The organism is Embleya sp. NPDC050154 (genome assembly GCF_044460165.1).
Classification (GTDB): domain Bacteria; phylum Actinomycetota; class Actinomycetes; order Streptomycetales; family Streptomycetaceae; genus Embleya.
In genome coordinates this window covers 65116-78072 of record NZ_JBITJP010000022.1, presented here as the reverse complement: position 1 = coordinate 78072, position 12957 = coordinate 65116, and the positions used below count along the sequence as shown (strand labels likewise).

At 70.0% G+C, this 12957-nt stretch carries 10 protein-coding genes and 5 pseudogenes; 10 read left to right on the top strand and 5 right to left on the bottom strand.

Annotation, left to right across the window (positions count from 1 at the left end):
* The first annotated feature begins 177 nt into the window (after positions 1 to 177).
* The 3 genes from ACIBSV_RS36335 (at position 178) to ACIBSV_RS36325 (ending at position 2974) form a co-directional block, all read left to right on the top strand.
* Positions 178 to 783, top strand: a complete 606-nt coding sequence (locus tag ACIBSV_RS36335) for a TetR/AcrR family transcriptional regulator (RefSeq protein WP_395870802.1) — start codon at positions 178 to 180, stop codon at positions 781 to 783.
* On the top strand, positions 780 to 1469 hold the full coding sequence (locus ACIBSV_RS36330; protein ID WP_395870800.1) for an SGNH/GDSL hydrolase family protein: 690 nt from the start codon (positions 780 to 782) through the stop codon (positions 1467 to 1469). The genes ACIBSV_RS36335 and ACIBSV_RS36330 overlap by 4 nt, the downstream gene beginning before the upstream one ends.
* A gap of 875 nt (positions 1470 to 2344) precedes the next feature.
* Entirely contained in the window at positions 2345 to 2974 is a 630-nt protein-coding gene (locus ACIBSV_RS36325) for a YidB family protein (protein ID WP_395870798.1), read from the top strand.
* Positions 2975 to 2981: 7 nt separating this feature from the next.
* Here ACIBSV_RS36325 and ACIBSV_RS36320 read toward each other — a convergent pair whose 3' ends face one another.
* On the bottom strand, positions 2982 to 3392 hold the full coding sequence (locus ACIBSV_RS36320) for a RidA family protein (protein ID WP_395870999.1): 411 nt from the start codon (positions 3390 to 3392) through the stop codon (positions 2982 to 2984).
* 132 nt (positions 3393 to 3524) lie between these two features.
* Positions 3525 to 3929 (bottom strand): hypothetical protein, encoded by a 405-nt coding sequence (locus ACIBSV_RS36315; RefSeq protein ID WP_395870796.1) that lies wholly within the window; start codon positions 3927 to 3929, stop codon positions 3525 to 3527.
* A gap of 191 nt (positions 3930 to 4120) precedes the next feature.
* Here ACIBSV_RS36315 and ACIBSV_RS36310 point away from each other — a divergent pair.
* Positions 4121 to 4571: pseudogene (locus ACIBSV_RS36310) on the top strand (DUF4265 domain-containing protein); the annotation flags it as partial.
* 341 nt (positions 4572 to 4912) lie between these two features.
* Here the strand turns inward: ACIBSV_RS36310 and ACIBSV_RS36305 are convergent.
* The gene (locus ACIBSV_RS36305) at positions 4913 to 5194 is read right to left on the bottom strand and encodes a hypothetical protein (RefSeq protein WP_395871007.1); all 282 of its coding nucleotides are present in this window, start codon (positions 5192 to 5194) and stop codon (positions 4913 to 4915) included.
* Between the two features lie 956 nt (positions 5195 to 6150).
* Here ACIBSV_RS36305 and ACIBSV_RS36300 point away from each other — a divergent pair.
* Positions 6151 to 6927 (top strand): hypothetical protein, encoded by a 777-nt coding sequence (locus tag ACIBSV_RS36300; protein ID WP_395870794.1) that lies wholly within the window; start codon positions 6151 to 6153, stop codon positions 6925 to 6927.
* Between the two features lie 666 nt (positions 6928 to 7593).
* Here the strand turns inward: ACIBSV_RS36300 and ACIBSV_RS36295 are convergent.
* A pseudogene (locus ACIBSV_RS36295) lies at positions 7594 to 8061 on the bottom strand (DUF3995 domain-containing protein); the annotation flags it as partial.
* Between the two features lie 462 nt (positions 8062 to 8523).
* Here ACIBSV_RS36295 and ACIBSV_RS36290 point away from each other — a divergent pair.
* Positions 8524 to 9030 (top strand): hypothetical protein, encoded by a 507-nt coding sequence (locus ACIBSV_RS36290; protein ID WP_395870792.1) that lies wholly within the window; start codon positions 8524 to 8526, stop codon positions 9028 to 9030.
* 21 nt (positions 9031 to 9051) lie between these two features.
* Here the strand turns inward: ACIBSV_RS36290 and ACIBSV_RS36285 are convergent, their stop codons facing one another.
* Positions 9052 to 9594 (bottom strand): hypothetical protein, encoded by a 543-nt coding sequence (locus tag ACIBSV_RS36285; protein ID WP_395870790.1) that lies wholly within the window; start codon positions 9592 to 9594, stop codon positions 9052 to 9054.
* Here ACIBSV_RS36285 and ACIBSV_RS36280 point away from each other — a divergent pair.
* From ACIBSV_RS36280 to ACIBSV_RS36265, 4 genes and pseudogenes are all read left to right on the top strand, one after another.
* A pseudogene (locus ACIBSV_RS36280) lies at positions 9568 to 9681 on the top strand (AAA family ATPase); the annotation flags it as partial. The gene ACIBSV_RS36285 and the pseudogene ACIBSV_RS36280 overlap by 27 nt on opposite strands.
* A gap of 1176 nt (positions 9682 to 10857) precedes the next feature.
* On the top strand, positions 10858 to 11661 hold the full coding sequence (locus ACIBSV_RS36275; RefSeq protein ID WP_395870788.1) for an alpha/beta fold hydrolase: 804 nt from the start codon (positions 10858 to 10860) through the stop codon (positions 11659 to 11661).
* A pseudogene (locus ACIBSV_RS36270) lies at positions 11661 to 12572 on the top strand (PP2C family protein-serine/threonine phosphatase); the annotation flags it as partial. The gene ACIBSV_RS36275 and the pseudogene ACIBSV_RS36270, both read left to right, overlap by 1 nt.
* Positions 12559 to 12831, top strand: a pseudogene (locus ACIBSV_RS36265) (winged helix-turn-helix transcriptional regulator); the annotation flags it as partial. The pseudogenes ACIBSV_RS36270 and ACIBSV_RS36265, both read left to right, overlap by 14 nt.
* Positions 12832 to 12957 lie beyond the last annotated feature (126 nt).

The following is a 12957-nucleotide window of genomic DNA, read 5'->3' as shown; positions in this document are numbered from 1 at the left end:
GTTTCAGGGGTTCGGCAACAAGGCGACGCATCGTCGATCGTTGTGACAGCGTGTGAGGAAGATCACTCTGCACAGTGCCGCCGTGACGAGATGCCGACGCACCAGCTCCATAGGCGGGCCGGAGATGATCACAGGAGGATGTTGTAAGTAAGTAGTTACTTCTGACAAGATGTCGTCATGGGACCACGCAGCACGGCAGCACAACGCCGCGTCGAGGCCATCGAGGCAGGCATGCGAGTGTTCGCCGACAACGGGTTGACGACGACGGCGGTACAGCGGATCGCGGACGAGATCGGCGTGTCGCAGCCGTACGTGTTCCGGCTGTTCGGAAGCAAACGAGCGTTCTTCCTGGCCTGCATGGATGAGATGGAGGCCCGCGTTCTTGCGGTCTTCCGGCAGACGGCGGCAGCCGCTCCGGACGAGCCCTTCGAGGTGATGGGCGCCCGCTTCCGCGACCTCATCGCCGACGGCGTCCTCAGCGGACTGTGGATGCAGTCGTGCGCCGCGGCACGCGCCGACGAAACCATCGCGGCACGGTGCCGGACATTCCTCGCCCGCACGTTGGAGGAAGTCGAACGGGCCACCGAAGCAAGGTCGGAGGACTTGGCGCAGTTCCTCGCGAGGGGCGCGCTGGTCATGATGCTGCAGGCGGTGGGCGCGGATCTGACCGAGGGAAGCCGGGGAGCCATCGAAGCGCTGCGCGCGGAGGGGAGCGCTGCGACGCCGGTGCCCGACCCAGCGACGACCGTGAGCTCCGGGCCGGACAAGAAGGCGGCGCGATGAACCCCGTGCTGCTTCCGGTCATCGCGGCCCAAGCACTGTGGGTGCGTGCCCGGGCCGAGTACCTGCCTCCCCCCGCAGGCGCCGTCACGGGGAGCGCGGGAGCCGAGCATCGCAGTCCGCTACGGGTAGCCGTCGTCGGCGAGTCCACCGCGGCGGGCTACGGGGTGGAGACCCACGACGACGGCTTTCCCGGCGCGTTCGCCCGCGAACTCGCAGCCCGGACAGACTCGTTCGTCGAGTGGGAAGCGGTCGGGCAGTACGGCGCGACCGCCCGGCGCATCCGCCACCGGGTCGTACCGGAGCTCGGGGACGGCCTGCACGTCGCCGTCCTCCTCGCCGGCGTCAACGACGTGCTCGCAAGGCGCTCACCGACCGATTGGCGGGACGACCTCACAGCCATCGTGGACGACCTCTGCAAGCGCGCGGAACGGGTCGCGGTCACGGGCATCCCGCCCTTCAGCACCTTCCCGTCCCTCCCCAACACCCTGGCCCGCCACCTCACCCGGCGCGCCGGCGTCCTCGACGAAGTCTCCCGCCGGATATGCGCCGAGCGCCCGCACGCGACCTGGGTCCGTTCCGACGACATCCCGGTCGGCCCCGGGTTCTTCGCCCGCGACGGCTTCCATCCCGCCGCCCCCGGATACCGTCGCTGGGCCCAAGCGGTCGCGGACCAGCTGCCGCTGTGATCGCCGAGCAGGACCCGGGTCTGGACGGTGCTGGTCGGGGTGACGGACGCGCGCAGTCCTTGGCGTGGACCGTTCGCAGAGTTCTGCGCCGCGTGGATTCGAACCGCACGCTCGCGGCGCCCCGGAGACGTCGGTGATTTCGACTGCTCGGGCGAGGACGTCGAGCGGGACTGGGTGGCGCGGACGGGGTGTTGGGCGCGCGTGGAGCCGGTGCTGCTCACCTACGCACAGAGGAGAGCGTACGAACTGCCCACCACCGAGGGCAAACGCGGCGACCCGCGATGGCCGGCGACAACAAGCCGTACGTGATGTACCGCCGCTGACCCGCCACCCCCGGCAGCCGCGCGGACGGCCCGAGCATCCGGAAACCTCGTGACCTGGGTCGTCCGCGCACATCGACGGACGCGGTGCCCGTCCGGCACCGGCTCTGCCGCAATCGTCCGGCCGGAACCCCCACCCGTAATCGAGTGAGCGTCTCCGATCCTGCGTTCAGGACTGTGTGACATCCCCTGAGTTCTCCTGATGGCGGCCGAGCGTGATGCTCCTTCCGGAATGATGCGGGGCCGGCGAGGGTCTGTGCCCGTTGCGCGACCTGGACTCGCTCCAGGACGCCGACGACGACTTGCAGTGGAAGGCTTTTCGTACGTGGCGGCGGATCGAGGCGGCGCGAAGTCGGGAAGCGCCGAGTGGTGGCATCCGGATGCGTTGGCAGATGATGATCTCCCCTGGAGGCAGCAGGAGTTGCCGCTCATGATGCTCGGGAGGAACTCGCTCCGAGGGCGGGGATCTCGTGCCGCGTGGATCCAGGAGAGAAAGATGTTCCGGATGCGTGACTCTGTGACCAACGAAGACGGTGCAACGCGCAGCCGACGACCTTGACGATCTCGGCGAGGAGCCTGGCCGACGCCGGTCTGGAGTCGCAGGTCCGGTCATGGATCGGAGACGGCCCCAACGAGGCGATCACCGCCGAACAGATCGTCTCGGTCGTCGGTGAGAACCTGCTCGTCCAAACTGCCGCAAGCGTGGGACAGAAGCCGAGCGACCTGGCCGCGGGTCTGGCGGCCAAACTCCCGGGGCTCGTCGACGGTGCTGCCGGTGTACGTACCACGCGTCCACCACCGGGCGCTGCACGCGGCGGTGGAGCGCGGGCGTACGGTGACCCGAGCTCACGCCAGATTGAAGTCGGTGGCCTCTGCTTCGGCCGGGGTTCCGGCGCGGCGGTGCCGTCGCGTAGGGCACGGCCCGGCTCGACGAGATCGGTGGAACGCCCTCGCGTACCCGGTAGTCGGCCCGCGCCGTACTCCGGGCGGCAACATCTCACGGCCCCTGGTCACGCGTCGTTGCCATCGGCCCCGTCTCGGAGCTGTGTCGTTCGGATATGTCGAAGGTCGAGCTGCACGCGCGCGATCCGGCGTGACCATCGCGGCGGTATGTCGATGCGGGAGCTTGAGCGCAAGCACGGCGTGCCGGACGGCCGGCCATCCCGCGTTTGCGGTGTCCTTTGAACGGGTCTCACGAATCGAGCACGGCGGCGACGGCCTCGATCTCGACGAGTTGGTCCTGATAACCGAGCACGGTGACGCCCATCAAGGTGCTGGGGACGTCATGGTCGGCGAACGAGTCCCGGACCACCTGCCAGGCGGCCACCAGGTCCTCCCGCCGGGCCGATGCGACGAGAACCCTTGTGCTGATGACGTCCTGGAGCGACGCACCCGCGGCAGCAAGCGCGGCCTGCATGTTCTCGATCGCTTTCGCTGCCTGGCCCGCGTAGTCCCCGATCGCTGCCGTGGAACCGTCATCGTTCAGCGGACATGACCCGGCCAGGAAGATCAGGCGTGACTCGGCGGGCGCCGTGGCAGCGTAGGCGTACTCGGCGACGTCGGACAGGGAGGCGGAGCGGATCAAAGTAATGGCACGAGCCACGGTCGTGGGGCCTTTCCCTTGGGTGCTGAGCGCGGACATCCTGCCGGCATCCCGGCGGCTTCCGCCTTCCCTTTTGTCGCCGCCCCCCACGGCAACGCCATCATTTCTGCTCGACATTCATGAATCGCATGATCACCAGCCGACTCCGGAACCAATCGACAAACGCTGTTCCTGGAGATCAACGAAGCCGGCTGTCGATGAGCGTGTTCCGCAACAGCGCCCGGTCGGTTCCGACAGACACGTGGGGGTGTCCGCGGCGAGGAGGGCGCGGGCATGGTCGCGGACGCGTTCGGTGTGCCAGTGGGTGGCGTGCACGCCCTTGAGGAGCGCGGTGAGCAGGGCGAACGCGGCGGAACTGTCCGGGTTTTCGGCGGCCCGGGCGGCGTTGACCGGCGAGGCGTCGGGGAGTGTTGTGGCGGCGGTACGGGCGGCGAGGCCGACCCACGTGCCCGGGTCGAGCGCGCGGGCGTGCGCGAACGCCCCGGCGCCGGCGAGCCTTTCCGCGGGCAGGTCGGTGCCGAGGGCAGTGCGCCACACCTCCAGGACGACGTCGACGAGCCGGTCGCTCGCGTCGTCGGGCAGGGCCCGGCGGTCTCCTCCAGCAGATCGGACCCGGCCCCGGGAGCGCCCGGCCCCGGGGCGAGAGTCGTGAGGACGACGTCGAGGGGCGCAAGGACGCCGGGGTCGCACAGGTGAACGAAGGCGACGTCGACGCGGCGGAAGGGCGGATGAAGGACTGGTTCCGGTTCGTGCCGCGGGAGGGGTGGCTGCCTCATGACCGGGAAGTGTTGTGGGCCGTCCGGGTGGGCGACGACACCGCGCGTATCGAGAACGTGCCGTTCCTTCAGGGTGGCGTTGCCCAGGGCGACGTCGTGCGGCTCGCGAGCGATCACGAAGGTCTGCACTGGGCCGTCGGCCGGGTCGAGGCGTCCGGCGGCTGCACCATGCGCATCCTGCCGGTGCCGAGCGGCCCGCTCGGGCCCGGCGCGAACGCCGTCCATGAGCGCTTCGCGCCGTTCGGTCCGGGCGGTGCGGCGTTCGGCGACGACTTCCCCTTGGTCGCGTTCGATGTGCGGGCCGACGCGGAATGGGCGGCATCAAGCCCTGCTTGTTCGAGGTCGGGCGGAAGGCTGGTGGCACGTCGAAGAGGGCTGCGTCAACGACGCCTGGCGGAATGCGTCGAGGCAACGGCCCCGCTTCCCCGCCACACTGCGGACCGGACACCCGGCTCCCAAACCGCACCGAACGGAGCGAAGCCGCGCAAGAGGCTCGAACGTGCCCGCCGGACCGGTTCACCGCCGACGGGCACGTCGACCGCTTCGGGCGGATCCGGATCGAATCGGGCGACGGGTTGGTCGGGGGCGAACGCGGGGCCGTGCGTGGGCAAGGGGCATTCGGTGTCCGGCAGTCGGTGCCGGCAGTCCGGGCGGCCTCGGGCGCAGTGGCACACGAGCCGAGCGGATCCCCACCCGGGATCGGCCGAGGGAGGCGAGCACCGGGGACGATGCGCGGGCGGTGTCTCAGAACTCCCCGTGTCCACCGGCGGAACCCCCGCTGCGGGCAATGGCCGTGACGACGGTGAACAAGAGGGTCCCACCGAGCCACAACAGGACCGCAGACACATCGAGGGATATCGCGATATCGGTCCTGCCGTCGCCGAAGTACACATTCAACAGGCCCCATACCAAGGTGTCCTCGGCCCGGATCAGAGCGTAGACGAGTTCACCCACGACGGCCGCGACCCAGAGGGAGGCTGCGACGGAGGCGCCTACCCGGACGGCGGAGCTATCGGAGTTGCTCATGGCGTAGGCGTCCCCTTTCCCGTGACGCACCCGTCCGGCCGAGGGCTCGGGCACCGGGCGCGGCAAAGCACGATTCGGCGAGGCCGGCGTCCCGCTCGGGGCGCGACCGTTCGAATGGACCGAGGCACCCGACGTGCGGGGCGCGCCCGGCGGAGAGGTGGCAGGCAGTGCTCTGGTAAACCCTAGGGCGAATCCCGCCCCACGCACAGGACTTCGGCAGTTCGTGGAGTGGAGTACCCGGACCCGTTCTGGAGCCTGCGGGGATGGCTCGTCGTGTACCGATGGAGCGGGGCAACCACCGCCCGACTGCACCTGCCCGAAGCCGCGGACAGACCTGGTCACCGTCGTCGGGGGCCGGCACCTGCGGCACCCGCTCCGCCGCGACCCCGGGACCGGTCTCCGCGCCCCACGTCCCGCACCGCGCCCGGGCCTTCGCGAACCTGGTCGACCGGGCACCGCTCGGGGTGGCCCATCCCGCAGAGACGTGTCAGCGCCGGCGCAGTTCCACGAGCATCAATGTCGGGTCGTTCCCGGCCAGGTTTGGTCCGTTGGTCACATAGGCCCGATTCCCTCGAATGACGACGGCCGTGGTGCCCTGCATGCCGCGAAGTACCGGCACTCCCAGGCCTCCCGCCTCGACAGGTCCGATGATCCGTCGAGGGGCGAGGTGATCGATAAGGATGCGAACGGTGTTGTGCCGGAGGAGCGGTTCCGATCGCCGATACACAGTGTTCCCGGTGCCACTCTTCATGCTCATGGTGGAAGAACTGCTCCCCATGAGCGTTCCATCCCGCGGGTTCCGTCTGCTCCCATGGCGGGCCATGGGAATTGATGGCGATTGTTCCCGGGTTCGGGCTGGTCGGGTCGGGCCGGTCGGCACCGGTGGTCCTGGTGTCGGGTCTGCGTGGTGAAGTGTGGCCCTGTGACAACTACGACGACAGGGAGCACTTCTTCCGATGACCGCACAGCCCGCACGCCCCGAGCACAGAGGTCCCGAGACCGCCTCGGTCATGCGTATCTCGCCCTTCAAGCCTTCTCTCGTCAAAGCGGTGTTCAGGGACGTGACGCCGATGCACGTCTCCCGGTCGGCCGCGTGGGCCGCCGCGTCGGTGACGTGGACAGTACTGAGGGAGATCATCGACGGCGCGAGGAGAGCAGCGGCGGAGGAAGCTCGGAAGAAGCTGGTTCCCGGGGACCTTGTCTCGGCAATCGGCCGGAACATCGAACTCGAGGTGGGCGACACGTGGTACCACCACAGCCCGACGTTTCGAGGGCTGACCGGTGTCCTATATGACGCCGAGGGTGTCATCGTGCCTTCTCGTAAGCGCAGCAGGTCGCGCAAACCGAGTGCTGTGGTCGGCGCCCACAGGTTCGAGGCCGGGGTGAAGAAGCTGCTGCGGAGCCAAGGGGCGACGGCCGTCCCCGCGATGGTCCGCGACCTGGACGGAATCGCAAGCGTGTTCCTGACGGACCTCGCCCGGGACGCGGCCATGGTCGTCCGAGAGGGCGGGGTCAAACGCTTCGGCGCGGTCACCCTGGCGATATCAGGTGAACCGGCCTCGCCCCCGTTTCTCAAGGACTCCCCCCACGCCTACTCCGCCCGCAGGGGGGACGGGCGGACCATCGGCAGGGATGACATCCTTGCCGCCACCACGATTCAGCTGTTCGGCGGCGACCTCAGGCAGCGAGCCCTCACCGAGGCACGCGAGGCGACACAGCACACGCACACGTAGGCCGGCTGAGCGGGTACGACCGACATCGCCGCCCGTTCCGCCGTCCCGCCTCCCGCCCGTCGTTCACGGCAGGGCCTGCCAGGCGATACGCGACTCCGGTCGCTGATGGCCACTCACACCGCCGATGTCCCATCCTGGGGACGTTCGGGCAGATCACGGCCGGAGCGCGTATCCCAGGGCGGGATGGCACGTCGTCGCCTCCCCGTCGGAGCGCGGCGGGTTGGCACAGTTGAACTCGCCGGGCAGCCGGGGCCCACGGTGGGTGACTCCGGTTCGTGCTCGGCATGTTCGAACGGTGAAGCACGCCATCCGCGCCGGCACGAACCCGAAATGCGCCCCACGGACATGCTCGCCCACCAGACGACTGAAGCCCCGCGGGGCGACCTGTGGCCTCAACCGGATCCGGCGGCACGCACCTGCCGTCCGGCGGCCGACCAAGGCGGAGCGGGACGCGCCAGGTGGGGCGCTGCGGACCACCGCGCCCGTACCGTGCACAACGAGACTGGTGGGCCCCGCCCCGCTCGGCCCGCGGGCACCGGCAACCCGGTCCGCGACGGCGTTGCGTCCGGCGCGGGCGCGGGTCGGGTGTCACACGTCGGGGCGGCCGTGGCGCGCCCGCGCGACCAGCCCGCGTTCCTCGCCTGGGCGAGGGTGACGCGGCGGGGGTCAACCCTGCGGGCGGCTCCGACGCTCAGCCGATTCCCACGGTAAAGGCGCGGACAGAACCAGCGCACCTACGCCGCCGACCGTGCCCGCGGTACGGGCAGCGCGGCGGTCGGTGACGGTGTCCAGGTGGGCGCGTGCGGCAATGACGAAGGTGGCCCCGTCGGCCACGAACCACGGCCCCCACAAAAACGTGTACCAGCGGCTGACCGACCGCAGTTCGGGATCGATGTCGACGAGGTCGGCCCGAACGAGCAGCCCGTGCACCACGAACTCCGCGCCGTGCCAGACCAGGAGCACTCCCGCGCCCCACGCCGCGAAATGCACGAGGCGCTCCATGCCGCCGCCCCAGGCGCGACGGCGCACCAGCGCCAAACCCAGAAATCCGCCGGTCACCTTGAGCACACCCGTCACCCACAGCACCGCCAGGAAACCCGGGTTCCGGTCCCGTGCCTGCTCGATCAGCGACGGCGCGAACGACGGACCGGCGCCGCGGCCGCATCAGGTGCCACCGCAGGGGCGAACTGCCACAGGCTAAGCGAAGGGCGACTGCGTGCGAAGACGTCACGATGCCGGAATGCGCCTCTCCGCGCGGCCAGGCCACAGACAACCCACCGGTACCGGTGCGCCTGCGGGCGAGGGACGGGGGCGCCCGAGGCGGGAACCGGCAGGCGCGGCCGGGAGCCGGCCACAGCCACACACAGGACGCGAGGGCATGCTGCGCGTCCTCGACCATATCCCGCATCCGTGAGCGGCCTCGCGGACGGCCGCCGGGATGCGCCGGGCCGAACCGTGATCGGTTCAGGGGCTCGATGTGTCCGACGGACGCGGGATCATCGTGCAGACGGTCGCGGAACCCGTGCGGCGCAGCCGGCCGGGTGAGCCGGCCGAACACGCCCTCGGCGCGGGGCCTTCACTTCGAGGAGACGTCCGATGGCGCCCGATCCCGGCCCCACGAGCGGCCCGGCCGAGTTCGGCGGGCCCGGCATCAGTCGACTCTTTCCGCGATATGAGGACAGCGTTTCGATGCCGGCGGTGCTGCTCTTCCGAGTCGGCAGGGCCGGCCGAATAGTCCCGGGCGACATTCTGCAAGCGTTTCTGGCGGCCGAGTTGCGGAGCGTGTCGCCGCTGCCCGGGGCCCGGTGGGAGTGGTTGGGCGTGCTCGTACGCACCATTCGGATCGACCGGTCATGGTCCGAACGGCCCGGTAGCCTGCTCGCCGACGCGGTCCGCCGAGCCTCACTGGACCGGGGCGCGGAGTTCGCCGAACTCGCCGAGGCGTGTGCGGCTTGGACCAGGGTTCAGGCTCTGGCCGTGATCGACGCCTGCCAACGCGACGACATCGCGGCTCTGCCGACGCGCGACCGGGTCCAACAGACCGCGGACGCCCGAGACTTCGGCGTCGACCCCACCGGTGACGCCGATCCGCGCAGATGGTGAGGTTGTTCGGCCTCACCGGTGTCAATGTTTCCAGAAGTCGCGTTCCGGCAATCGAACCCACCGGTCGGGGGGTCCGACGACCGCCCGCGGTCCCGTCGGGCGCAGTCGCGCGAAGGCGCAGGTGAAGGCCACCGCGTGGTACTGGTGGAGGTAGGAGGCCAAGACCTCCTCGGGGGTGTCGTCCTCGTACGGTCCGCCGCCCGGATGCAGGTCCCAGCCCTCGATGGCCCCGTCGCGCGCGATCGCGCCCTGGTTGCCGCTCTTGGGGTTGGCGTAGAGGCCGTAACAGACGGTTCCCACCGACAACCGGGTCGGCACGCCCGGCATCTTCGGCGCGTAACCCCACGGCTGGGTCACGGCGCAGCCGCCCGGCACGGACGTCACACCGACGATCCGCAGGATCTCGTCCCGTTCGACGGCGTGCGGATCCTCCGGCGCCGCGTCGATGATGTCGGCCGATGCGGGTGTCGCCTCAAGGCGGCGGATCGCCTCGGCCGCGTCGGTCCGGGCCACGCAGGCCAATCCCGTGCCCTCGAAGACGAACTCGACTACATGGAACTGCACTGGCGCGGGGACGAGTTGCTGTTTCAGGTCCTGACCGAACGCGAGGACGAGAACAGCGTCGCCGCCGCCTCCGCTGAGTCGTTTGGAAAAGCGCCGCCGCACGCCGTTCCCTGCACCCCGGCCCACCACTTCCCACGAGACAGGAACGACCCCGACTTCCGCACCAAACTGCGGATCGGGGCTGCCCCGGCCCGGGAAGAGAAACAGGCCGGGGGGCCTTGTCCGACGTGAGCCTCCGGTCCTTTCGTTCTCCCCGGCCCGGGGGCGAGACGGCGCCGAACCCACCACGCACCACGCTCGACCGAAGCGCAGGCGAGCAGCGGGCCCGGATCGCGCGCCCGCCCACCCGGCGCGGGCGGACCCACCCCCGTACCCGGCCCCCGCACCGGACGCCCCCGAACAACAGCCACCGGGTCGAGCGGTCCACCCGAACTCACAGGGCTCGGGCCGCCATCGTGACGTCCACCGATCGCCCTTCCCGTTCGGCGAGAACGCGGCGCGTCCGGAGTTCACCGGAACGGGCGACCCATGAACCCCTCGACGCCCGGGTATGAAACCCTCGGGCGCGGGCCGGGTCCTCGGGGAAGAAAGACTCGGCACGCGCCCCTCACCAACCACCACCATGCACCGCCCGGCCCAACGCCAACCGGCCAACGGGACACGGGTATCGAGGCGTTCGAGTCCCCCGGCCGAGTTTCGCGCGGCCGGCCGGGCATCTTTCGACGGTGAACGTCCGACCACAGCGAAACCCCGTACGGGCGTCGACCCCAAGGACCCCGGCACCGCCAGGCGGACGCGACCGACCCCGCGTCCCGGGGAGCGGGCGCGGCGGGCGCGGCGGGCGCGGCGGGCGCGGCGGGCGCGGCGGGCGCGGCGGGCGCGGCGGGCGCGGCGGGCGCGGCGGGCGCCACCGTGCGTCGAAAGCGCGCCAAGGGTGCACGGCAACGCCGGAGAGTGTGTAAGCCCCGGGATCGAGCAGGGGTGGGCATCCGTCGCGTTCTCCTTTGCAAAGACGGTCGTCTTCCCGTCACGCCGCTCGGGAATCGAGCGGGATGCTTCGCCGTCGCAGGTACGGGCGGATCTTTCGGGAACCGTGACCCTTGTCGCACGGGACATCCCCGGCTACGAAGCCCACACTGCGCAGGACCACCTGCGTCCGGCGGGGCCGCCCGTTGCCACCTCGGTCGGCACGACCGTCACACAGCGAGGCGAGACGCCCGAGCCCCTGCGTCGAGTGGGGAGAGTGATGCGAGACTGGCGGGTATGGATATCCGCCGCAGGAACAACATCACCGTCACCGGCCGTGCGGACGGGCCGGTGCTGTTGCTGGCACACGGGTTCGGCTGTGACCAGAACATGTGGCGTCTGGTGCTCCCCGCTCTGGCCGAGGACTTCCGGGTGGTCCTCTTCGACTACGTGGGCTCGGGGCGAGCGGACCCGTCGGCCTGGGACGAGCGGCGCTACAGCTCGCTGGAGGGCTATGCGCTGGATGTGCTGGAGGTCTGTGACGAGTTGGACCTCCACGATGTGACCTTCGTGGGGCATTCGGTCAGCGCGATGGTCGGGGTTCTCGCGGCGGCAAAGGCACCACAGCGGTTTTCCCGTCTGGTGATGGTCGCCCCCTCGCCCTGTTACATCGACGAGGACGGGTACCGGGGCGGCTTCAGCGCCGACGACATCGATGAGCTGCTGGAGTCGCTGGAGTCGAACTACCTGGGCTGGTCGGCGGCGATGGCCCCGGTGATCATGGGGAACGCGGACCGCCCTGAACTCGGCGAGGAGCTGACGGCGTCGTTCTGCGCGACCGATCCGGACATGGCCCGGGTCTTCGCCCGCACGACCTTCCTGTCCGACAGCCGCGCCGATCTCGAGTCGGTTTCCCTGCCGACACTGGTGCTGGAATGCAAGCAGGACGTGATCGCTCCCCGGGAGGTCGGCGCCTACGTCCACGCCGCGATCCCCGGCAGCCGTCTGGTGACGCTGGAGGCGACCGGGCACTGCCCGCAGCTGAGCGCACCACAGGCCACCGCGGGGTCGATCATCGACTTCGTCGGAGCGAGCCGGTGATGTGCCGCACCGACCAAGCATCCGAGCCAGGCGAGGAGCAGGACGCGCACGCCACGGACGCGGTATTCACCTCGCTGCTGGAGGACAGTGCCGAGGAGCTCTACGAGCAGGCGCCGTGCGGATATCTGTCGACGCTGATGGACGGCACCATCGCGAAGATCAACACCACGCTGCTGCAGTGGCTGGACCTGGAACGCTCCCAGGTCGTGGGCCGCATGCGGTTCGCCGACCTGCTCACCGTGGGCGGCAGGCTCTATCACGAGACGCACTTCGCGCCGATGTTGCAGATGCAGGGCGAGGTCAGCGGAATCGCCCTGGACATCAGGGGCGCCGGCAAACAGCGCATGCCCGTGCTCGTCACCTCGAAGGTGAAGGTGAGCGAGGACGGCGAGCCGCTGCTGATCCGCACCACCGTCTTCGACGCCCGTGACCGCCGCGCCTACGAGGCCGAGCTGCTGCGCGGACGCAAGGCGGCCGAAGAAGCCCGTCGGCAGGCGGAGGCCGACCGCATACGGCTCCAGGAAGCCCTCGCCGTCCTCCAACAGAACCTGCTGCCCGCCGCGCTGCCCGCGATTCCGGGCCTGGAGGCAGGCTCCCACTACCACACGGCGTCCCCGGACCTGCTGGGCGGAGACTTCTACGACCTGTTTCCCCTGGGCGCCGACCGGTGGGCGTTCTTCCTCGGCGATGTGTGCGGCAAAGGCCCCCAGGCCGCCGCGGTCACCTCGCTCACCCGCTACACCCTGCGCGCCGCAGCCCTGCACGACCCCGATCCCGTCAACGTGCTGACCACCTTGAACACGGTGCTGCACGAGCGCTACACCAGCGGCGACACCCGCTACTGCACCACCATCTTCGGCGTCCTGGACCCCGGCAGCGACCACGTCGGCGTGCACCTGGCCGCAGGAGGTGCGCTTCGCGGAACTACAGCGCAGGATGGCCGGCGTCTCGCAGAAGATGTTGTCGGTCACCCTTCAAGGGCTGGCCCGTGACGGCCTGGTCAGCCGTCGGGTGGAAGCGTCAGTGCCACCACGCGTGTACTACGGGCTCACCCCACTCGGCACCACACTGGAAGAACCGCTGGCCAGGCTTCGTGAGTGGGCCGAGGAACACATGGCCGAGGTCGACCGCGCAAACCAGCGCAGCCAGGAACGCACGGCCGACGACTGATCACACCCACAAGCCGGCACAGAGCACCTCACGAGCAGGGGTCGCCCCCCGATCGAAGCAGATCCAGCCAGTACGAATCGGCCACCCTGAACGCGAAGCATTGCGAATCTGCCAACCGGACCGCGA

Bases quoted from the DNA above. Each gene is read 5' to 3' on its own strand.
- ACIBSV_RS36335 (WP_395870802.1), top strand. From the start codon at position 178: ATGGGACCACGCAGCACGGCAGCACAACGCCGCGTCGAGGCCATCGAG.
- ACIBSV_RS36330 (WP_395870800.1), top strand. From the start codon at position 780: ATGAACCCCGTGCTGCTTCCGGTCATCGCGGCCCAAGCACTGTGGGTG.
- ACIBSV_RS36305 (WP_395871007.1), bottom strand. From the start codon at position 5,194: ATGAGCAACTCCGATAGCTCCGCCGTCCGGGTAGGCGCCTCCGTCGCA.
- ACIBSV_RS36300 (WP_395870794.1), top strand. From the start codon at position 6,151: ATGACCGCACAGCCCGCACGCCCCGAGCACAGAGGTCCCGAGACCGCC.
- ACIBSV_RS36290 (WP_395870792.1), top strand. From the start codon at position 8,524: ATGGCGCCCGATCCCGGCCCCACGAGCGGCCCGGCCGAGTTCGGCGGG.
- ACIBSV_RS36275 (WP_395870788.1), top strand. From the start codon at position 10,858: ATGGATATCCGCCGCAGGAACAACATCACCGTCACCGGCCGTGCGGAC.